Origin of the sequence: Pseudochrobactrum asaccharolyticum, from assembly GCF_003314995.1 — a bacterium.
Lineage (GTDB): Bacteria > Pseudomonadota > Alphaproteobacteria > Rhizobiales > Rhizobiaceae > Pseudochrobactrum > Pseudochrobactrum asaccharolyticum.
Genome location: NZ_QNRH01000004.1, coordinates 206605 through 229644, shown reverse-complemented (window position 1 = coordinate 229644; position 23040 = coordinate 206605). Strand labels below are relative to the sequence as shown.

The 23040-nt window shown below is 49.5% G+C and carries 16 protein-coding genes and 1 tRNA gene; 5 read left to right on the top strand and 12 right to left on the bottom strand.

All coding sequences use genetic code 11. From position 1 onward, the window contains the following. Positions 1-76: 76 nt before the first annotated feature. The 9 genes from DFR47_RS12230 to dnaG form a co-directional block, all read right to left on the bottom strand. Positions 77-871, bottom strand: a complete 795-nt coding sequence (locus tag DFR47_RS12230) for a glycosyltransferase family 25 protein (protein WP_113944702.1) — start codon at positions 869-871, stop codon at positions 77-79. A gap of 46 nt (positions 872-917) precedes the next feature. Continuing rightward, positions 918-1694, bottom strand: a complete 777-nt coding sequence (locus DFR47_RS12225; protein WP_113944701.1) for a glycosyltransferase family 25 protein — start codon at positions 1692-1694, stop codon at positions 918-920. A gap of 28 nt (positions 1695-1722) precedes the next feature. After that, the gene (locus DFR47_RS12220) at positions 1723-2490 is read right to left on the bottom strand and encodes a glycosyltransferase (RefSeq protein WP_113944700.1); all 768 of its coding nucleotides are present in this window, start codon (positions 2488-2490) and stop codon (positions 1723-1725) included. Positions 2491-3297: 807 nt separating this feature from the next. Further along, a tRNA-Ile gene (locus tag DFR47_RS12215) sits at positions 3298-3374 on the bottom strand. Between the two features lie 243 nt (positions 3375-3617). Beyond that, positions 3618-3980 carry an antifreeze protein gene (locus tag DFR47_RS12210; protein ID WP_113944699.1) on the bottom strand — a complete coding sequence of 121 codons (363 nt, stop codon included), beginning with the start codon at positions 3978-3980 and terminating at the stop codon, positions 3618-3620. Positions 3981-4101: 121 nt separating this feature from the next. Next, positions 4102-4548: a YcgN family cysteine cluster protein gene (locus DFR47_RS12205; RefSeq protein WP_113944997.1), complete on the bottom strand. Its 447-nt coding sequence runs from the start codon at positions 4546-4548 to the stop codon at positions 4102-4104. 112 nt (positions 4549-4660) lie between these two features. Next, positions 4661-4954 carry an HlyU family transcriptional regulator gene (locus tag DFR47_RS12200; protein WP_113944698.1) on the bottom strand — a complete coding sequence of 98 codons (294 nt, stop codon included), beginning with the start codon at positions 4952-4954 and terminating at the stop codon, positions 4661-4663. 120 nt (positions 4955-5074) lie between these two features. Then, on the bottom strand, positions 5075-7096 hold the full coding sequence (gene rpoD / locus DFR47_RS12195) for an RNA polymerase sigma factor RpoD (RefSeq protein WP_113944697.1): 2022 nt from the start codon (positions 7094-7096) through the stop codon (positions 5075-5077). Between the two features lie 460 nt (positions 7097-7556). Next, a complete protein-coding gene (gene dnaG, locus DFR47_RS12190; protein ID WP_113944696.1) occupies positions 7557-9530 on the bottom strand; it encodes a DNA primase in 1974 nt (657 codons plus the stop codon). A gap of 512 nt (positions 9531-10042) precedes the next feature. On the opposite strand from dnaG, the gene DFR47_RS12185 reads away from it, so the two are divergent. Continuing rightward, positions 10043-11719, top strand: coding sequence for a Na/Pi cotransporter family protein (locus tag DFR47_RS12185; RefSeq protein ID WP_113944695.1), 1677 nt, complete (start codon positions 10043-10045; stop codon positions 11717-11719). A 74-nt stretch (positions 11720-11793) separates the two neighbouring features. Here the strand turns inward: DFR47_RS12185 and DFR47_RS12180 are convergent, their stop codons facing one another. Further along, positions 11794-12249 carry a GatB/YqeY domain-containing protein gene (locus tag DFR47_RS12180; RefSeq protein ID WP_113944694.1) on the bottom strand — a complete coding sequence of 152 codons (456 nt, stop codon included), beginning with the start codon at positions 12247-12249 and terminating at the stop codon, positions 11794-11796. 605 nt (positions 12250-12854) lie between these two features. On the opposite strand from DFR47_RS12180, the gene carA reads away from it, so the two are divergent. Beyond that, complete coding sequence (carA, locus tag DFR47_RS12175) at positions 12855-14075, top strand: glutamine-hydrolyzing carbamoyl-phosphate synthase small subunit (protein ID WP_113944693.1); 1221 nt, start codon at positions 12855-12857, stop codon at positions 14073-14075. A 295-nt stretch (positions 14076-14370) separates the two neighbouring features. Here carA and ypfJ read toward each other — a convergent pair whose 3' ends face one another. Beyond that, positions 14371-15291, bottom strand: coding sequence for a KPN_02809 family neutral zinc metallopeptidase (gene ypfJ / locus DFR47_RS12170; protein ID WP_113944692.1), 921 nt, complete (start codon positions 15289-15291; stop codon positions 14371-14373). 322 nt (positions 15292-15613) lie between these two features. Here ypfJ and carB point away from each other — a divergent pair, with 322 nt between their 5' ends. From carB to DFR47_RS12155, 3 genes are all read left to right on the top strand, one after another. After that, a complete protein-coding gene (gene carB, locus DFR47_RS12165) occupies positions 15614-19105 on the top strand; it encodes a carbamoyl-phosphate synthase large subunit (protein WP_113944691.1) in 3492 nt (1163 codons plus the stop codon). 410 nt (positions 19106-19515) lie between these two features. Further along, a complete protein-coding gene (locus DFR47_RS12160) occupies positions 19516-19725 on the top strand; it encodes a cold-shock protein (protein ID WP_113944690.1) in 210 nt (69 codons plus the stop codon). A 468-nt stretch (positions 19726-20193) separates the two neighbouring features. Then, complete coding sequence (locus DFR47_RS12155; protein WP_113944689.1) at positions 20194-21396, top strand: pyridoxal phosphate-dependent aminotransferase; 1203 nt, start codon at positions 20194-20196, stop codon at positions 21394-21396. A gap of 550 nt (positions 21397-21946) precedes the next feature. Here the strand turns inward: DFR47_RS12155 and DFR47_RS12150 are convergent. Further along, on the bottom strand, positions 21947-22852 hold the full coding sequence (locus tag DFR47_RS12150) for a LysR family transcriptional regulator (RefSeq protein WP_113944688.1): 906 nt from the start codon (positions 22850-22852) through the stop codon (positions 21947-21949). Positions 22853-23040: the final 188 nt, after the last annotated feature.

Here is a 23040-nt window from a genome sequence, read left to right as displayed (position 1 = left end):
CACACATTGTGAAAAGCCGAACTTAAAAACGCCTCTGACAACCTTAATTAATACGAGTGCAAGTACAGCACTATTGTCATTTAAAGGGGACCTTCAGCCAGCGTTTACCTGTTGTGATACGTATCCAGATATTAACCGGACCAATGATGTGCGCATTTCGCTTGTATGGACGCGTCAACTCGCGCCAAATGAGAACGGGCAATGAAAGTCGCTTCTTATATTCTTTTCTTAATTTTTTCCGATCCTCTTCAATGAGACTATCAGCATCAATTTGCATGCACAAAGCAGGTACGAACTGGTAGATAGTCAACTGATGGAATAACTCATATTGAGGATCGTAGATTAAATTGTCGACCGGAACAGAAATTTTTTCCATACAACTTAAAATAAGCGCAGCAGCCTTGCGAGATACGATATAGCCACCACAACATAGATGCGAGGTACAGAGACGAGCCAGCTCATAACCCGTCTCATCTATAGTTTGAAAATTTTCCAAAACAACGAGAGTATTGTTTGTATCAATTTTGATAATATCAGCACCGGTCGGTATCCAGTTCGTGTCATTCAAAAATCGCGAACAATTGGCAGATAATGTTACATCATCTTCAAATATCGCGGCGTATTCATCCTCACCATTCGCAATCAGTTCAATACATTTTTTATGACTAAGAAAACACCCAATTTCCGATGCTGGCATTGGGATTTCCCAACGCCGGATAGGATCAATAACCGCTGTTAATTGTTCAGTAGATAACAATTTCCCATCTACGGCAGGCACACGGGTAAAATCGATACCAATGCTATCAAATTGCTTTTGCATCCTTGAAAGACGCTCTTTGGAACGATCAAGATTTATGAGATAGCATTTCATTTTATCAAAAAATCCATTGCATAAAATTACAACCGTTTACAATATACTATTCAGTATAAAACGGTATAATACATTTTTTATAAATAAGACGTCTTACAGGTTGCACAAAATTCTGTAAAAATCTTTTTAAGCCTTTCTTCTTTTTCAAATGATACTGAGTTCTTATTTCACCATCCTTTGAATCAATCGTACTTTCATGCCCTTCTTTATGCTCAATAAGCCGTGTTTGAATACAAAGCGCTGGCGACAAATGATATATTTTTTTATTTTTTTTAGGGTAAAAACTTTTATAGAATAAGAAATTATCTACTGCACATGGTAAAAAAGCATCAGTTTCTTTAAGAAGTTCGGTCGCAGCTTCTCTAGATAAAATATAACCAGCTCCACCGGGATGAATACTTACAGCCCTCAACATAGAAAATTTTTTCGTGACACGTTGCTTCCGGCGTCTAAAAAAAACTTTTGCCAAGAAAGTTTCCACCTTTAAAACATCTACTTTATTCAGCCATATTGGGATATCCTCGAGAATCTCCCAAGCATCTGATGAAATTAAGACATCATCCTCAAATACTGCACCATGACTATCGCTGCCATGCGCTATTTTTTCCCAACACAATCTATGACTAATAAAACAAGCTATCTCGTTCACCGTAAGCGGCACATCCATTATCTGACAAGACGAATTATTTAAATAAGGCCCCTTATAATTGGCACCATCAATGGCATTAACTATCTCATATTCTGCCTTTTTTCCCACAAACTGGATAAGCATATCATTTAAGCGCTCTGTTGATCGCTCCAAATTGATTATATAACTACGCATCGAGAGCACCTAAAGTAAAAACAGCACTTCACTTAGACTGGATAATTTCATACAGCGGCGTATCTTCAATAACTTTACGCCCTTTTAAAGCAGAGTTATAAAGATGCACACCTTGTGTTCTGGAACCAATAAAGTCTGCCACTCTCAAACCAGGCTCAAATAACAAATCAAGCTGTTCCCAGTGCAATGGGTAAAAAATATCAATCGCACTCACACGATCCAGCAACCCTTGCTCCTTAACACAATGAGTTATGAGACTGGGACCTATTGTTCCCCACTTATGGCGCGAGATATGCATCGGAAAACCAATGGCTTTACGAAATTTAGCGTAAAGCCCTTTATGCCCCTTTCGCCATGGCGGAACAAAATACAAATCTTCAGAAGCCTCCAGAACTTGCTTCAAAAATTTGCTATCATGCGGCGCGTTAAGTACGGCATTATTAATTGTATCATGACTATGCCAACCAAACGTATATTCGTTTTCAGAAAATGGGCGTACACAATACATGTCGCAATCGACATATAATCCCATACCTTCACGCAAAATACGATACCGATACCGATCAGAGGCCAAAGTTAAGCTATTCGTTTTTTTATGAAGGATAATCTCCTCTTCCTTCATAAGCTTATTCGCATCGAACAGCCGAACACCTTCAGGTGTATCATGAGGACGTCCATAAGCATGCAACACAACTTCATGCCCATGGCGTAAAAAAGAACGCAAACATGCTGCATGTATCGGCCCCAGCTCATTCCCTATCCAAATAGTATTAACTAGCAAGACCTCACCTTTCATTGCAAAATTGCAGATGCTTAATCACGAATTAACGATTTCATATTTTGGGTATTAGGCTTTATCTCTTTACCTCGGAGGTCGAAATTGTAAAGGCGCAATCTAACAGATCGCTTGGTCAGCAAATCGCTTGCCGCGTGTCCTTCCTCAAATAGTAAATTGGATAGGCCCATTCATCGGTGAAAAAACATTTATTGGAGAACTTAAACGCTCCAGTCCAAGCCTTTTTACGTGATAAGTTAGCAATACGGATCCTATTACGCCCCAATCCTGATCTGCAACATGCTTTGGTCGTCCAAGTATTTTTGAAGCCTATGCCTTCTTTGTTTATTTCTAAACTTCCAAGAGGAAGTGAACTATGGATCTTCAGATGCCGCAAAAAGATTTTTTTAACAACTCGCTATCATGTGGAAATCTTCAAATAACAGAATTTGACCAAGTGTTACTCTCTATATCTAAAGTATATTCATTATTAAAAAAATGCCCTTAAACAATAAACATCACAATTCACATAAAACTGAAGCCTTCACATTGAACGCGATACCTGTACATATCAGAAGCGATTACTAAGCTTCCGGTATCTTTACACAAAAAAATCTCTTTCTCATTCATTAATTTTTGAACATCAAATAATCGGACACCATCCGGAGTATTATCTACTTACTATATGTATATAAAATAACATCATAGCCGTTTCTAATCATTGAACGAATACAGGCAGCATTAGATAGGTCGGATTGAACAAGAAATGTTCCTCTTGGATGCCCCCACCTGAGAACTCCAAGATCTAGTCATTATTTTTAAAGAGAATGGTGGGCCCGGAGGGACTCGAACCCCCAACCAAGCGGTTATGAGCCGCCGGCTCTGACCAATTGAGCTACAGGCCCACACAATTCCGATCTACCTGAATCGATACATGATCGCAAGACCAACAAGCATCATGAATGAAACATTATCATTTCCTCTTTAATCAAATGACTAAATCAGAAGCAACAACAGCATATCTTGCTGTAAAATAATATTTTTCTATAAATATCACACCTTACTCTCTGGCAGCAGATTCAAAGCAAACAAGCCGCAAATTTTTCATATTCGCGGCTTATTTTTAATTGATTGAAAGCTGGAACTGCTTAGCGCAGGATCGGGCAACCACGCGCTTTACCAAAAAGCACACTTGCCGGGCGACCATGACGATAGCCCGAGACGCGGATTGTCGAGCGGTTACTATGAACACGCGTACCGCGGATACCCATACGCGAAGCTTTTGATGCAGCATCGCGTGGCGAACATGCATAACGGTTCGGGCGATATTGTGGGCGGTTATAGTGGCCATGACGGTGATTAACCTGCACCACCGGCACGCCTGCACTCGTGCCACTCACAGCGACTGATACCATTGGCGTAGCGGCTTGCGCCGAAGCACCGGCAGAGAAAACGCCTGCAAGACCAATCAGACCTGAAACAACTGCTGCTTTCATTGAGAAACCCGACATAGCATCCTCCTTGGATTATTTTTGTTGTGAAATTCAATATCCAATAGATAGCAGGCTATTTCTGAATGCAGCAGCAATCAATCATTCATGTTGAGTTCATCACACTGCGCCTCATGCCCTGTCAGGCAATATGGCCGGTCATATGTTTCAGGAAAGCTTCTTCGTCCGGCAGATCATGATCATAAGCTGTGATTTTGCCACGCACGGAAATCCCTGCTTCGTGTACCGTATCCTTTGAACCGGACACCAGCGGATGCCACCAGTCCAGATCCCTGCCCTCAGACACACGGCGATAGCCACAAGTCTCAGGCAACCAGCGCACAGTTTCAATAATTTCAGGTGTCAGAAACACGCAATCCGGCACAGTTTTCCTTCGGTTCGGATAATCCGAGCACTGACAACTCGTACCATCCAAAAGAGTACAGGCAACACCGGTGCCGTAAATCTCATCCGTATCATCATCCTGCAACTTATGCAGGCAACACTGGCCGCAACCGTCGCAAAGACTTTCCCATTCCTGTTTGTTGAGTTCACGCAGTGTCTTGGTCTGCCAGAATGGTTTGCTCATAACATCCTCACCTTTCCGCATGATTGTAACAAATTAACTGCGGCCGGATAAATCAATTTCAAAATAAAAGGCCCGGAAACCGGGCCTTTATGCATTTCAATTTCGCTTCTGTTTAGCGAAACAAGCCCTCACCCTGCTCATCAATGATCTGACGCGCTTTGATGAGGGTAATATTCACTGCATCATCCATTGTCGCAAAGCGATCTGCGCGGATAAATTTGTGCTCCTGCAATACACCATCAATTTCTTTGCGGATAAGGCCGCATGTCTGGAACTGTCCGCCTTCATTGTAAGGCGTAGCCAGAATGATGAAGCCTTTATGCTCACTGCTTACCGGTTCAGCCTGTTCTTTACTGTCAGCAGCTTCAGAACCACCAAGGCCAAAAAGACGTTTCAGAAAAGACATTCTATCCCCCAGAGCATTTCGCAGTTACAAGAATTGAGAGCGAGCGCTGTAATCCAGCTTGGGCACAACACGCTCTGAAAAAATGCCGCCACCACAGGGATGACGGCATCTTTGTATTTTTTAGCTATCCAGGAACGAACGCAATTTACGCGAGCGGCTAGGATGCTTCAGCTTGCGCAAGGCTTTTGCCTCGATCTGACGAATACGCTCACGGGTAACCGAGAACTGCTGACCAACTTCTTCCAGAGTATGGTCGGTATTCATACCAATACCGAAACGCATACGCAGAACACGTTCTTCACGTGGTGTCAGCGACGCCAGAACGCGGGTCGTGGTATCGCGCAGGTTTGCCTGAATGGCTGCATCAATCGGCAGCAGCGCATTCTTATCTTCGATGAAATCGCCCAGATGTGAATCTTCTTCATCACCAACCGGCGTTTCAAGGGAAATAGGCTCTTTAGCGATCTTCAGCACCTTACGCACTTTTTCCAAAGGCATAGCCAGCTTTTCAGCCAGTTCTTCCGGTGTCGGTTCACGGCCGATTTCATGCAGCATCTGGCGCGATGTGCGAACGATCTTGTTGATCGTTTCGATCATATGCACCGGAATACGGATGGTACGTGCCTGATCCGCGATAGAACGGGTGATCGCCTGTCTGATCCACCATGTCGCATAAGTCGAGAACTTATAGCCACGGCGATATTCGAACTTATCAACCGCCTTCATCAGACCGATATTGCCTTCCTGAATAAGATCAAGGAACTGCAGACCACGGTTGGTGTATTTCTTGGCAATCGAAATCACAAGACGCAGGTTTGCTTCAACCATTTCTTTCTTAGCAATGGTTGCTTCGCGCTCACCCTTCTGCACCTGGTTAACGATGCGGCGGAATTCACCGATCGAAATCGCGGTTTCAGTGGCCAGATTCTGAATTTCCGAACGTAGATTATCAATGCCGCGTTTTTCTTTAGCAACAAACTCTTTCCAGCCGCGGGCTGTCAGGGTTTCCAGACGGTCAGTCCAGTTCGGGTCAAGCTCATTGCCCTGATATTCTTTGAGGAATTCTTCACGGCGCACGCCGAAAGATTCCGCCAGACGCAGGAGCTTACCTTCGTTCTGAACAAGGCGCTTGTTAATGTCGTAGAGCTGCTCAACCAGCGATTCAATACGGTTCTGGTTCAGCGACAGCGACTTAACTGCTTTGATCAGCTGATCTTTCAGTTCCTTATAGCGACGCTCCTGCGAGGTCGACAATTCACCGGCAGCTGCCAGACGACCTTCCACCTGCTGATCCTGCAATTTACGCAGTTTCTTATAGGTGTCAGCAATCAGATCGAGCGTTTCCATGACTTGAGGACGCAATTCGGCTTCCATCGCAGCGAGCGACAGATTGGCCTCATCGTCTTCATCCTCGTCATATTCTTCCTGAACTTCACCACCGACATTGGTAATGTCATCATCATCGCGCGAACGGCGACCCGGCTTTTCGTCGCCGCGTGCAGGCTGTTCTTCAACGCGCTCGATAACCGGTGCCTGTTTGGCTTCAGGACCCGCATAAGTGGTTTCAAGGTCAATGATTTCACGCAGCAAAATCTGCTGATCATTGAGCGCTTCACGCCAGATAATCAGAGCCTGAAAGGTCAGCGGGCTTTCGCAAAGTCCGGCGATCATTGTTTCGCGGCCAGCTTCAATACGCTTGGCAATCGCGATTTCACCTTCACGCGACAACAGCTCGACCGAACCCATTTCGCGCAAATACATACGTACCGGATCGTCGGTACGATCCGTTGGTTCTTTTTTGGTTGTTGTTGTTGCAAGCGCGGTGCCGCCGGCTTCTACCAGATCACCGCCGCTTTCTTCACTGTCATCGTCGCGCTCTTCTGCGTCGGCATCCTGCTCGTCGTCCTCAACAACATTGATGCCCATATCGGACAGCATCGACATTGTGTCTTCGATTTGCTCGGATGTAACTTCTTCAGAAGGCAGCACGGCATTCAGCTCGTCCATCGTGACATAGCCACGTTTCTTGGCGAGCTTGATCATTTTCTTGACAGCGTCGTCTGAAAGGTCGAGAAGCGGCCCATCGGTCGCGCCATCGCGCTCGACTTCAGCTTCTTCGTTTTCCTTTGTCTTCGTTGCCATATATTTATCTCCAGACGATCAGTTCGTTTTGTCCATCGGGCAGAATGAACAACAAAACGAGCGATTCGCGTTATGCCCCGTGACTATCGATAGAACCGGCAATAGCGCTTTCACGTTAAAACCGGATTAACCGTGTTCACTGCCGGATGCGGCAAATAAAACACCGGTTTGCAAATTTCATATTTACAGAGGCTGTTCAGCCCCTTATTGACCTTGTACCGGTAATGAACCACTGTTCAGATAGTGTCTTTTTTCGCCATTGAAGCGACTGACATGTCTTCACCAGTACAGTCAAAGAATGCGACTCATATGATTCGTTCAAAAAAAGCGAATCATTTATGTAGATTCGCGACAGTGTGACGCCAATTAACCACTAAAGAGTGCATTTTTCGGCGAATTTCCGACCAAACACCCCTATTTGACGTGTTTATATTCATTTTTGCTCATTTTCAGATGCCCGTCAGAAACCGCCGGGTGGTCGTCCTGAAGATTGCCCGAAGCCTTCAATCAGCGCCTCAGTCGCATCAGTCTTGCGAATTTCACTTTGAATATCAATCAAACGTGCAAAAACCTCCGCTGAAGCTTCAGTAGTAAGAGCCTCCTCTACGGCTCTTAGTTCTTTATGTAGTGTTCGTGCCCGCAGATGCAAGTGCATGGCCTGTTTGAGCGCCTCACGGGCATCATCCTCTGCTGCTAATAGCGTGGCAGGCCACAGGCGCGCACGGCGTACAACCAGCTCCAGCTCATCCAGCAATTCAGCAAAACCGCTTTCATTGAGTGTTTTGCGCATGGCTTTGCCGTCTTCAGCCAGATGGCTGGCCATTACGTCCAGAACTGCCGCATGCAATGCTGTCAGCCCTGCATGACTAAGCTCCAGCGTGGCCACAGTTTCAAAATTCTCATCGATCAGCGGCGGGTGATTGATCAGCGTCAGCACAATCGTAGCTTCACGCAAACTTGGCGCAGATGATCCGCCTTTAACAATCGCTGATCGGGTCAGGCTATCAGACGCCTTGGTTGAGGCCGCATTGCCAAAACCACCGCCAAAGCCGCCACCTTTACCGCGCTGCGGCTGAAAATTACCTTTACCGCCAAAGCCGCCGGCCTGCTTGCCATTATTCTGCCGCCCCCATTTCGGGCCGAAGAAGCTCTGCGACTTCTCACGCATATGCTGGCTGTAATAATGTTTGACGCTCTCATCCTTGATACGCGCCACATGGGTACGCATTCGGGCATCCAGCTCAGCACGGCGTTCCGGCGTTTCAAAATTGCCACCAGCGGTTTCGCGCATCCATAGCATTTCTGCCAGCGGTTTAGCGTCTTGCAGCACGGTTCTGAAAGCGGAAGGCCCCTGCTCCTTGACCAGATCATCCGGATCTTTGCCATCAGGCAGCAGAGCAAAAGCCAGCGATTTGCCTGGCTGCAAATTCGGCAAACCGGTATCGACCGCACGATAGGCTGCGCGAAGACCTGCCTGATCGCCGTCAAAACACAAAACCGGTTCCGGACTGATGCGCCAGAGCAGTGCCATCTGCTCTTCAGTCAAAGCGGTTCCCAGCGGCGCCACAACTTCATTGAAGCCTGCCTGCGCCAGCGCGATCACATCCATATAGCCTTCAACGGCAATAACCGGCTTGGCTTCTTCGCCATGCTGTGCCTGACAGGCACGACGCGCACGCACCATATTGTAGAGCACGCGCCCTTTATGAAACAGCTCGGTTTCCGGCGAGTTAAGATATTTGGCCGGTGCATCCGGCGACATCGCACGCCCGCCAAAAGCGATAACGCGGTTACGGCTATCGGTGATCGGGAACATAATACGATCACGGAAACGGTCATAAGACACCGCGATGCCTTCACCATGCACCACCATGCCACAGGCTTCGATCTGCTCGCGTGTTGCACCTTTGGATGCCAGATATTCTTTCAGAATATTGCGCCCTTCCGGCGCATAACCGATGCGGAATTCGGCCTGTGTCTGGGCACTCAGCCCGCGATCACGCAAATAAGACCGCGCCTTTGCACCAACAGAAGCCTGCAACTGATCTTCAAAAAAGCCGGCAGCCAGCTCCATGACATCATAGAGCGTGCCGCGTTTTTCCTCACGCTTTTGCTGTTCGGCATCCATCACCGGCATCGGCACACCGGCCATGTCAGCAATGCGGGTCACAGCCTCAGGAAAGCTCAGGCCTTCCAGCTCGGTCAGAAAACGAAAATGATCGCCGGTCACACCACAGCCGAAGCAATGGTAACGGCCTTTGCGGTCTTCACAATGGAAGCTCGGACTCTTCTCCCCGTGGAAAGGACAACATGCCCAGTAATCGCCCTTGGATGCGTTGGTTTTCTTGCGATCAAAGCTCACCCGTGTCCCGATCACTGTCGATATCGGAACGCGCTCGCGGATTTCATCAAGGAAGGACGGGGGAAAACGCATACGCCTCTAAATTCTCTCTCAACTATCTTACCGGCAACAGTCCGGCAAGCCTGAACAGTCTGACTGCTCTTCTATGTAATAGCACGAATTCCGGAAAAACACGCCTGTCCGCCATATCTTTCCCCGCTACACACATATTGGTGCGGCTGCTTCTATAAGCAAACAACACAACTGTCATAATTATCGCTTATGATCTTATTCAATCATGCACAATAATACGCCTTGCAGCCTGAAAACAAAGGAATAAGTGTTAGTCGGCTAAATGTCATAAATTTGTCATGAAAACTTTAAATATCACCTTTCAGAGGTATCTCCCCTCTTCCAAATTAAAGATAATATGCCTAAATTGATTAGCCAGTGCATGATTTTTGCACGGCAATTATCCGTCCCGAACATTCTGCAAGTGCGCCCTCTATACGCTGGCAGTGTGTCCGGAAACGGATCGTCCGGAGCTAAAAACCGGGAACAAACAAGGATGAGCTAATCATCCAGCAATAAAAAGGAATACGCATTTGAATGGTTCAGTCGTTCTCCTGCATCTGGCAGGGGCAGTCGCGTTGCTGTTATGGGCAACACGTATGGTTCGGGCAGGTGTTGAAAGCGCCTATGGCGACCGTTTGCGACGACGACTGCGCAAATATATGCAAAATCCGCTGCTTGCCGTGAGCTTTGGTGTATTGCTGGCCGTATGCCTGCAAAGCTCTACGGCCGTCACTTTGCTGGTTGGTTCTTTTGTCGGGGCAGGCTTTGTTAGCGGCGTCGCAGGCCTCATGGCTGTGCGCGGCGGCGAACTTGGTTCTGCTCTTGTTGTTAAAATCCTCAGCTATGACCTGACCTTGCTGGTACCTCTGGCATTGGTGGCGGGTACGTTCCTGTCCATGTCTTCCGAACGTCTGTTCTGGCGGCAGAATGGTAAAATTCTGGTCGGCATCGGACTGCTCATTCTCTCGCTCGAACTGACAGGCGAAGCGACAACACCGTTGCGCGACAGCCAGTTGCTGCCGGTGATCGTCGATTACCTCTCCAGCGATCCTGTTACCACCTATCTGCTTGCAGCCCTGATGACATGGCTGTTTCACTCATCCATTGCAGCCATCATTCTGCTGATCTCTTTTGCATCACGTGGGCTGATCCATCCGGACCTCGCTGTCGTCATGGTGCTGGGCGTCAATCTTGGCTCCTCCATTATCGCACCATTGCTCACCCGTAATGCACCTCCGGAAACCCGCGTTGTGCCGTTGGGTAACCTGCTGATGCGCGGTGCCGGTTCGCTGATCATTCTGATCCTGTTCCTGACTTTCAAACCATCAATTGACTTCATCGGCTCTGACCCGGTCAGTCAGGTTGTGAACACGCATATCCTGTTCAACATGATCATTCTGGTGGCGGGCATCCCGCTATCCGGTCTGGTTCTGCGCGCCACGGAAGCACTGGTTAACCTCAAGGCGAAACCGGAAGCACCGAGTGAGACCATCTTCACGCAGGAAATCAGCGCGCTGGATATGAGCGTGATCACCTCTCCGCCGCTGGCACTCGGCAATGCCACGCGCGAGGTTGTTCGCACCTGTGAAACGGTTGACGTTATGCTGCGCCGTATCATTGATCTCTATGAGAAACCGGACCAGGTCAGCATTAATGAACTGGCCAAGCTGGATGATCGTCTGGATGCGCGCCATGCCGCGATCAAGCTCTATCTGGCCAAGCTGGCGACACAAAAGCTGACCGAAGACGAAGCCCTGCGCACTCAGGAACTGCTTGGTGCCTGCGTTAAACTGGAACAGGTCGGCGACATTATCGTGCGCAATATGCTTGTTCACGTGCAGAAGAAAATGGATCGCAAGCTGGAATTCACCGAAGAAGGCTGGGATGAGCTAACAGAATTCCACGCAATGGTTCTCTCCAACGCGCATCTGGCCTTTAACGTACTGGTATCGCGCGACAGCTATACCGCGCGTCAGCTTGTGCGTGAAAAAGACCACCTGCGGGATATGGAAAAACGCACCAGTGAAATGCATTTCCAGCGCCTTCGTGAAGGAACAGTGCGCAGCGTTGAAACCAGCTCAATCCATCTGGATACGATCCGCGATCTCAAGCAGATCAATTCGCTGCTGGCTTCGATGGCCTATCCGGTTCTGGAGGAAAAAGGCATGCTTGGCGGCACACGCCTGAAAGCTGTTACAGAAGGCTAAAACACTTCTCCGCCCTATAAAAAAGCCGCGCTGTCACCGGCGCGGCTTTTTTTATAAATGTATGCCCACTAAACTTAGCTGCCCAGCAGTTCTTTCAGAACAGCGCTGGCTTTAGCGAAGTCCATCTGGCCGGTATAACGCTCTTTAAGAACCGCCATCACCTTGCCCATATCGCGCAGACCTTCAGCACCGATTTCTGCAATTGCTGCGGCACTATTGGCGCGAACTTCTTCATCGCTCAGCTGCTGTGGCAGAAATTCTTTAATGATGGCAATTTCCGCACGTTCAGTTTCTGCCAGCTCAATACGATTGCCTTCTTCGTACATCTTGGCGGATTCTTCGCGCTGTTTGATCATCTTAGCGAGGATCGCCAGAATTTCATCATCCGACACAGGGTCTTTACCTGCGCCGCGGTTGGCAATGTCGCGATCCTTCAGTGCAGCCATAATCAGGCGCAGCGTTGAAGCACGCATTTTTTCATGGGCTTTCATAGCCGTTGTCAGAGCTTGAGAAATTTCCTGACGCAGCATGTCTTGTCTCCTTGGACAGGATAGCAATCGTGTTTTGGTTATCCGGTCTGTTAAATTTATAAAATCCGGCACAGGCTCAGCTCAGAAGTCGCAGCACTCAAACAATCTTTTGAGTGCGAACATCGCGCTGCATTTAAAGAAACAGAAACATGCGCAATGCATAAGAGCGGAACGCTTCTGCAGACAATAAAGCTGGCCGGAATAAGCAAATCACTGGCCTTATAGCGCAATTGACTATCAAGGCGAAAGTGCATGGGTGATTTTTCTTCAAATCCCTGTCTGCTTCATATAGGCTGAAATCAGAAAATTTCGAGCCTTCCGGTCGTTTTTCAGCCCTTCATCCGCTTTTCTCGGGAAAACATCCCGATCAGGAATTGACCGCAGGCTCAGTTTTCTTTACATTGTTAATCTTAGCAGAAGATTTTATTCATTCTCGCGACGGGGCTTATTGTATCCGGCGCGTTTTTGCACACCTGGTGTTTATCATACCGGGTTGCCTCTGCACATATAATACATAGTTGCCGTTCAGATCGCCGGCCATCCAGCAGGCTCCGGACGCAACATGCTCAACAGCACAGCGCGCAATTTTGATCAGGAGTGCCTTTATGACCGAAACCACACCGAAAACTGCACCCTGGACGACCTCCAAGCCTACAGCTGTTCTCGTATTGGCAGATGGCACTGTTATCGAAGGCAAAGGCGTCGGCGCAGTCGGTGCGATTGAAGCGGAAGTCTGCTTCAACACCTCCCTCACCGGCTATCAGGAAGTTCTGACAGATCCGTCCTATGCAGGCCAGATCGTAACTTTCACATTCCCGCATATCGGCAATGTCGGCACCAATGAAGAAGACAGCGAGCGCCTCAATCCGGCCAGCCGCTCCGGTGCAGTCGGCACCATTCTCAAAGCCGATATTACCTCACCGTCAAACTACCGCTCCACGCAGGATTTTGACAAATGGCTGAAACAGCACGGCATTATCGGCCTCAGCAACATTGATACACGCGCACTGACCGCCCTGATCCGTGAGAAAGGCGCAGCCAATGCTGTCATCGCTCATGATCCGAGCGGCAATTTCGACATTCCGGCCTTGAAAAAACGTGCGGCTGCATGGGCTGGTCTGGTTGATCTCGACCTCGCCAAGAATGTGACATCCGGCCAGTCTTCCGTATGGACAGAAAAGTCATGGGTCTGGAACGAAGGCTACAGCAATCAGGCTGAGGAGCAGTTCCATGTTGTGGCTGTAGACTACGGCATCAAGCGCAATATTCTGCGTCTGTTTGCTGATCTCGGCGGTAAAGTAACGATCGTTCCGGCAACAGCATCGGCAGAAGATATTCTGGCACACAATCCGGACGGCGTATTCCTGTCCAACGGCCCTGGCGATCCGGCTGCTACCGGTGAATATGCTGTACCAACTATCCAGAAGCTGATCGAAACCGACATTCCGCTGTTTGGTATCTGCCTCGGTCACCAGATGCTGGCACTGGCAGCAGGCGGCAAAACTGTGAAGATGCATCAGGGCCATCACGGCGGCAACCATCCGGTTAAAGACCATACAACCGGTAAAGTTGAAATCGTTTCGATGAACCACGGCTTTGCAGTGGATGCAGACAGCCTGCCAGCAGGTGTGGAAGAAACACATATCTCGCTGTTTGACGGCACCAATTGCGGTCTGCGCATTATCGGCAAGCCAGTCTTCTCGGTACAGCACCATCCGGAAGCATCACCGGGTCCGGAAGATTCATTCTACCTGTTCCGTCGCTTTATCAACCTGATCCGCGCACGCAAAGGTCAGGAACCATTGCCGGAACGCGACGCGGCTTAATTTAAACATTACACAAACAATAAAGGCCGGTGATTTTCACCGGCCTTTTTCATTTCTTCTTATTTTTCTATCAAGCGCAGCGTTGTATTCGGGATGATGACATGGCGAAAATGGTAATCTCGAGAACCGGAGCGCAGCGTACCCTGCATAATCCTTTCATCGGCTGATGAAAGACTAGATTATGCAGCCTTAAAGATCACGGCACTGCACGTCCTATTGGACGTGCAGTGCCGTGTGTACGTGAGCACCGGAAGTCGAGAAAAGCGCCATTTGCAAACCGTCAGCGCCCGAATACTCACACAGGGTTGTTAAAGGTATCGCAGGCATCAACCTTGCCGGTATCGAAGCCGCGTTTGAACCATTTGGCGCGCTGCTCGGAAGTACCGTGGTTGAAGCTTTCCGGTACCACGTAACCCTGCGAACGCTTTTGCAAGGTATCATCACCGATCTGATGAGCGGCATTCAGAGCTTCCTCGAGGTCGCCCTGCTCCAGCAGACCTTTCTGCTCGGTATATTTACCCCAGACACCGGCAAAGCAATCCGCTTGCAACTCCACACGTACAGACATGGCATTGGACTGCGCTTCGCTCATGCTCTGACGCATCTGGTTGAACTTCGGCAGAATACCCAGCAGGTTCTGAACATGGTGGCCGACTTCATGCGCCAACACATAGGCATGGGCAAAATCACCTGAAGCACCGAAACGCTTATCCAGCTCATTATAGAAGCTCAGGTCGATGTAAACTTTACTATCACCCGGGCAATAGAACGGCCCCGAGGCAGCTCCGGCAAAACCGCATGCGGATTTAACCTGACCATCAAACAACACCAAAACCGGCTTTTTATAAGTCTGACCGGCAGCCTGAAAAATACCGCTCCAGACTTCTTCGGTTTCCTTCAGCACAACACGGCTGAACTTAGCAGCTTCATCATCGGCGCGCGGAGCGGTTGCCCCGCCGCCAGAATAGCTGCCGGAACCTTGTGTACTTTGGATCGAACCATCGCCGAACAGGATCGGCAGCGGATTGATGCCTGCCATCCACAGAACAAGCGCGATCACACCCATAATCACAATACCGGAGACGCCGCCGCCTTTTACAACACGAAAGCCGGGGCCGCCGAGACCGCCGCCGCGCATACCACCACGGCCTAAACCTCCGCCATTACCACGACGATCTTCAACATTGTCACTCTCTTCGCGACCTTGCCAGCGCATCAGCGCTCTCCTTATTTTTCACAATTCCGTGTTAGCCATAATAAAGCGGAAAAGCCGTGCCAGCTACTCTGTCGTGGTGTAATTTAGCCAAGTTCAAACACAGATCATTTTAAAACCGCTCTCAAGCCGGTCAATTTTCAATAAGATTTGTTATAAACTCGGTTTTTCTCGCAAATATCGCATTTAAGGGGTTACTTTCCGTGGATTGATTACCTATAAGACACGCTTAGCCCAGACGCATCATACAGCCTCTGAACCCGACGGTCTTACCGTTCGGGCTTTTGTCGCAGAGCCAAATAAGCGCTAAACACAGGATAGAGCCATGCCAAAACGCACAGACATCAAATCGATTCTGATTATCGGAGCGGGACCAATTGTTATCGGTCAGGCATGTGAGTTTGACTATTCAGGTACACAGGCCTGTAAAGCCCTCAAAGAAGAAGGCTACCGGATCATTCTGGTGAACTCCAATCCGGCAACCATCATGACAGACCCTGATCTGGCAGATGCAACTTATATTGAACCGATCACACCGGAAGTTGTTGCCAAGATCATTGCCAAAGAACGCCCGGACGCCCTGCTGCCAACCATGGGCGGCCAGACAGCACTGAATACAGCGCTTTCCCTGAAACGCATGGGCGTGCTTGACCGCTACAATGTGGAAATGATCGGCGCCGACGCCAAAGCCATTGATAAAGCTGAAGACCGCGCATTGTTCCGCGAAGCTATGGCTAAAATCGGCCTCGAAACACCTAAATCCATGCTGGCCAATGCCACGGATGTAAAAGACGAAGATCGCAAAGCGCATAAGATCAAACGTGAAGAGCTGAAAGCTAAACTCTCCGGCGACGATCTCGACAAAGCCCTCGACAAGCTGGAAACCGAATGGCAGCTCGGCGAAACTGATCGCAAGCAGCGCTATATGACCCATGCTATGGCTATGGCAGCGCAGGCGCTTGATCATGTTGGTCTGCCGGCGATTATCCGCCCGAGCTTCACCCTTGGCGGCACCGGTGGCGGCATTGCCTATAACCGCTCTGAATTCTTTGAAATCGTAGAAGGCGGCCTTGATGCTTCGCCAACCACCGAAGTGCTGATCGAAGAATCCGTACTCGGCTGGAAAGAATACGAAATGGAAGTTGTGCGCGATAAAGCGGACAACTGCATTATCATCTGCTCGATCGAAAATATCGACCCGATGGGCGTTCACACCGGTGACAGTATCACTGTTGCCCCTGCCCTGACGCTGACTGATAAAGAATATCAGATCATGCGCGATGCCTCGATTGCAGTTCTGCGTGAAATCGGCGTTGAAACCGGTGGCTCAAACGTACAGTTCGCGGTTAATCCTGAAAACGGCCGTCTGATCGTTATCGAAATGAACCCGCGTGTATCGCGCTCATCCGCTCTGGCTTCCAAAGCAACCGGCTTCCCGATTGCTAAAGTTGCGGCCAAGCTGGCTGTCGGCTACACCATGGATGAGCTGGAAAACGATATTACCGGCGGTGCAACACCAGCTTCGTTTGAACCAAGCATTGACTATGTTGTCACCAAAATCCCGCGCTTCGCTTTCGAAAAGTTCCCGGGCGCCAACAATGTCCTGACCACCGCAATGAAATCGGTTGGTGAAGTTATGGCCATCGGCCGTACTTTCCAGGAAAGCTTGCAGAAAGCTCTGCGCGGCCTTGAAACCGGCCTGACCGGTCTTGATGAAATCGCTATTCCGAATATCGAAGACGGCGATGAGAAAAGCGCAATCCGCGCTGCCATCGGCACACCGACGCAGGATCGTCTGCGTATGGTTGCTCAGGCGATGCGCCTTGGCATGCCGCTGGATGAAATTCACGCAGCCTGCAAAATCGATCCTTGGTTCCTTGAGCAAATGGCTGAAATCGTTGCGACCGAAGAACGCGTACGCGAACACGGCCTGCCACAGGATGCCGAAAATATGCGTCATCTGAAAGCCATGGGCTTCTCGGACAGCCGCCTTGCCGGTCTTATCCGCAAAGATGCCAAAGATGTTGCCAAACATCGTGCGGATCTGAGCGTGCATCCGATTTTCAAGCGTATTGATACCTGCGCTGCGGAATTCGCATCCCCGACCGCCTATATGTATTCAACCTACGAAACACCATTTGCAGCAGGTGATGCCTGCGAAGCCGGTGTATCGACACGCAAAAAGGTTGTTATTCTCGGCGGCGGCCCTAACCGTATCGGACAGGGTATCGAGTTCGACTATTGCTGCTGCCATGCGGCCTTCGCACTGAGCGATGCCGGTTATGAAGCGATCATGATCAACTGTAATCCGGAAACGGTTTCGACAGACTATGACACTTCAGACCGTCTGTATTTCGAACCGCTCACCGATGAAGACGTAATCGAAATTCTGCGTAAAGAGCAGGAAAAAGGCACTTTGCACGGCGTTATCGTACAGTTCGGCGGTCAGACCCCGCTGAAACTGGCCAATGCGCTGGAAAAAGCCAATATTCCGATCCTCGGCACCTCACCGGATGCGATTGATCTGGCTGAAGACCGTGACCGCTTCCAGAAACTGCTGATCAAGCTCGGCCTGAACCAGCCGAAAAACGGCATTGCTTATTCTGTAGAGCAGGCACGTCTGATTGCCAGCGACCTCGGCTTCCCGCTGGTTGTTCGCCCGTCTTATGTTCTGGGTGGCCGCGCCATGCAGATCATTCATGACGAACGTATGCTGCAGAAATATCTGCTGGAAACCGTTCCTGAACTGGTGACAGAAGATATTAAAGCCAAATATCCGAACGATAAAACCGGCCAGATCAACACGCTGCTGGGCAAAAACCCGCTGCTGTTTGATACTTATCTGACCGATGCAATCGAAGTGGATGTGGACTGCCTCTGCGATGGTAAAGATGCCTATGTTGCCGGTATCATGGAGCATATTGAAGAGGCCGGCATTCACTCCGGTGACAGTGCCTGCTCCCTGCCGGTTCACACCTTGAGCGATGAAATCGTTGCTGAACTCGAACGTCAGACCATTGCTATGGCCAAGGCGCTCAATGTCGGCGGCCTGATGAACGTGCAATATGCGATCAAAGACAATGTGGTCTATGTGCTCGAGGTCAACCCGCGTGCATCGCGTACCGTGCCTTTCGTTGCTAAAACCAACGGCACACCGATTGCCAAGGTTGCAGCACGCATTATGGCCGGTGAAAGCCTTGAACAGGCACTCGCAGCCTATGGCGGCAAGCCGGACGTGAAAGCACAGCGCCACATCGCCGTTAAAGAAGCCGTGTTCCCGTTTGCCCGCTTCCCGGGCGTAGACACCCTGCTCGGCCCTGAAATGCGCTCGACCGGTGAAGTCATGGGTCTCGACTATGACTATCCGCTGGCTTTCGCAAAAGCGCAGCTCGGCGCCGGTGTTGACCTGCCACGCGATGGTACACTCTTCGTATCCGTTCGTGATCAGGACAAAGCACGCATCGTCTCGGCGGTTAAGCGTCTGGCTGATCTCGGCTTCAAAATTCTGGCAACCGGCGGCACACAGCGCTATCTGGCTGAACAGGGCATCGAAGCCACCAAGATCAACAAGGTTCAGGAAGGCCGCCCGCATATTGAAGACGCCATCCGCAACCGTCAGGTTCACATCGTCTTCAACACAACAGACAGTGTGAGCGCGGTTTCCGACAGTAAGTCGATCCGTCGTGCCGCTCTGATGCACAAGCTGCCATATTACACCACTATGGCCGGTGCTGAAGCTGTGTCGGAAGCAATCGCCGCCCTCAAGGCCGGTTCTCTCGAAGTTCGCCCACTGCAGGATTACTTCAAGAAAGCCTGATATAAGGCTGGATGAATGACCAATACAGAAAGGCAGCCCTCACCGGCTGCCTTTTTTCTTAGAGCGCTCTGTGACAGACCTGCCCCACAAAACTCGCTCCGACACTTTAAAATCAGAGCGCATTTTAAGAAAATAAATTAGCTCTCCAAACGCTGTCTGATGTGAATAATCCTGCAAGTTACAGATATAACTCAAAAAATTATTCTCACCTCATGCGAGAATTCGTGAGCGCCCGCCTTGTATTGGTCAATAATGTCGCATATGTTAACTTCATCGAATTTTCGGTCGAGTGATTTTGCGGCCCGCACGGCAACGCCTTGCATCTCATCATCTTCCATCAATTACTTCGATCCACCGGGAACGCCTTCACGGGTGAACCTGAATTTACTATGAACTTGAAGGAATTTCCCATGACTACGGGAACAGTTAAGTGGTTCAACACGACCAAGGGTTTCGGTTTTATTCAGCCTGATCAGGGCGGCACAGACGTGTTCGTTCACATCTCCGCTGTACAGCGCGCTGGCCTGGCTCAGCTCGATGAAGGCCAGAAAGTCTCTTACGAAATCGTGCAGGACCGCCGCTCTGGTCGTTCATCTGCCGACAACCTCGTTGCAATGTAATTTGCAATAGGTTCAGAGTTGCATTTATGCGGCTCAGGGTTGAGATACAGGGCGTTCTGGTCACACTGACTGACAATCTGGGATCGAATAAAAGGCGGGTTTACCCGCCTTTTCTTTTAGCCTTAAATCCCGTTTAAATCACCGCAAATAATCTGCTACCTAAAAGCTTTCCTTGCACTTTCTCCGGCTTTGCGACATAAAGCTGTAGCCTCTGTCTGAACAGTCCGGCTCTATATCAGCGTTGCTCCCCACCGGCATAAAACAGTATTCACTGTCACTTCTCCGGATACATTATGCGACCAGATCAATCTGCGTTCGCGAAGGGTTCAACAACGCGTTATAGCGGTTGCTCAGTCACCGGTTACAACGCTTGAATAAGCGCAGTTGAGGAGATTGCGTATTGTTTAAGTTTTCCTTTATTTTCCGGCTTATCAGCCGGATCGCCAGTTCCATTCAGGAGTAATGATCATGGCATTCCTCGCCGACGCACTGTCCCGCGTAAAACCATCTGCCACAATCGCTGTCAGCCAGAAAGCACGTGAGCTGAAAGCCAAGGGCAAAGATGTTATCAGCCTTGGCGCAGGCGAGCCGGATTTTGATACCCCTGAGAATATTAAAAAAGCTGCAATCGACGCGATCACCCGCGGCGAAACCAAATATACCCCGGTTTCCGGTATCCCTGAGCTGCGCAAGGCAATTGCTGCGAAGTTCAAGCGTGAAAACGGTCTGGACTATACACCGGAACAGACAATCGTTGGTACCGGCGGCAAGCAGATCCTGTTCAACGCATTGATGGCAACTCTTAATCCGGGCGATGAAGTGATCATCCCTGCGCCTTATTGGGTCAGCTATCCGGAAATCGTTGCTCTGTGCGGCGCAACACCGGTAACTGTTGAAACCACAATGGATAACCAGTTCAAGCTGCAGGCAGCTGATCTGGAAGCAGCGATCACGCCAAAAACCAAGTGGTTGATCCTCAACATGCCATCCAACCCGACCGGTGCAGCCTACTCGGAAAGCGAAATCAAAGCGCTCACCGATGTACTGCTGAAACACCCGCAGGTCTGGATTCTGACCGACGATATGTATGAGCATCTCGTTTACGGCGAATTCAAATTCATGACCCCTGCGCAGGTTGAGCCAAAGCTCTATGACCGCACACTGACCATGAATGGCGTTTCGAAAGCCTATTCTATGACCGGCTGGCGTATCGGTTATGCAGCAGGCCCTCTGGAGCTGATCAAAGCCATGGATATGGTGCAGGGTCAGCAGACTTCTGGCGCATCCTCGATCTCCCAATGGGCAGCGGTTGAAGCACTCAACGGCCCGCAGGATTTCATCGAAACCAACAAGGCAATCTTCCAGGGTCGCCGCGATCTCGTTGTTTCCATGCTCAATCAGGCCAACGGCATTTCCTGCCCGACACCGGAAGGCGCATTCTACGTCTATCCTTCCTGTGCAGGCCTGATCGGCAAAACCACCCCATCGGGCAAGGTTATTGAAACAGACGAAGATTTCGTATCCGAACTGCTGGAAGCAGAAGGCGTAGCGGTTGTGCACGGTTCGGCTTTTGGTCTCGGACCAAACTTCCGTATCTCCTATGCAACTTCTGAAGCTCTGCTTGAAGAAGCCTGCATCCGCATTCAGCGCTTCTGTGCTTCCCTGCGCTAATCCGCGTTATTGCTAAAGCATCTAAAACTCCCGAACGGTACGCACCGTTCGGGAGTTTTTCTTTATGCAGGTTATCGATAAGGGCACTAGTATAAATGCCACAACAATGCCGACAGGTTAGCGCATTTCAAAGTCAAGCTGGACAATCAGGGATAATGCGACAAACTAAAGGATCTAGAGTGAGCATTGCAACCCGACATGAACGTAAGCCGCTCTAGCACACCGCATATCAAACAGTGTATGTACAGACAAAAATTTAGACAAAAAAAAGCCGGACATAAGCCCGGCTTGGAATTTTGAAGGCGTCATATGGACAAGCCTTCGAGGGGAACACTTAGGATGCGCAATGGGAGGAGGAGACGCATCACTAAGATGTCCTGTATATGCCTTTTTATACCGGATATCACAACGGACGATATTGCAGAGCAGCTATGCATTTTCGAATAGCTCCCTATCTTGAAACAATTTTCTTTGCACAGATGCGTATTTCAGCCCTTTAAACACAAAAAAAGCCGGTAAAACCGGCTTTCTGAGACTGTTTTCTTCGTTTTTAAAACGACCAGTTTCTCGCTTTGGAGAAAATAAAGTCACGAAACACATGCAGCTTAGCTGCATTCTTCAACGCTTCCGGATAGCAGAAGAATGTATCGAAAGAAGGAATCTCTCCCAAGGCCGGTAACAGACGCACCAGACCGGATGTTTTATCTGCCATATAATCCGGCAAAACACCGATGCCAACGCCACCGAGCACTGCGCGGCGGATCGACAGCAAATTATTCACCTGCAATGTCGGAATGCGCTCACCGCCATCGGATTTACCGGCAGTCTCCAGCCAGTTCAGCCCCATCAGATAAGACGGCGCAGATTCACCGAATGTCACGATACGGTGCTCATCCAGCTCTTCTATCGAATTCAGCTTACCGTATTTGGCAATATAACCTTCCGATGCATAAACATGCATATGTACGGTAAACAGTCTGCGCTGGATCAGATCCGGCTGCTGCGGCTGACGCAGACGCAAAGCGCAATCCGCATGGCGCATTGTCAGATCCAGCTCCTCGTCATCGAGGATCAGCTGAACCTGAACATCAGGATAGAGATCAGCAAATTCTTCCATCCGCTCAATCAGCCAGCCGGAACCCAAACCCACCGTTGTCGTAACACGCAGGCGACCGGAAGGCTTCTCGCGATTTTCATTGAGCTTGGAGCGAACATTTTCAAGCTTCATCAGCACGTCATGTGCTGTACGATACAGGATTTCACCCTGCTCTGTCAGAATAAGGCCACGCGCATGACGATAGAACAGCGCCACACCGACATCCTGCTCCAGTGCGCTTACCTGACGCGAAATCGCTGATTGCGATAAATGCAATGTCTGCGCCGCATGGGTAAACGAGCCGGCCTCAGCAGCGGCATGAAAAATGCGTAGCTTATCCCAGTCAAGTGGTGCCACCACACGATCCCCTTTTCATGCAATGCCCGTTATCACTTAAACGGACATTGCCTTTCATCCTCCGGCACAATGCGGTCATCCGCCCTGCACTTCCCATTTCACTTCATACTAATATCCGACAATAAATCAGAATCAGCTAATAACTACCACAAGATAAACAACAAAATTTTGTGGCAACTTTAAAGAGCAAC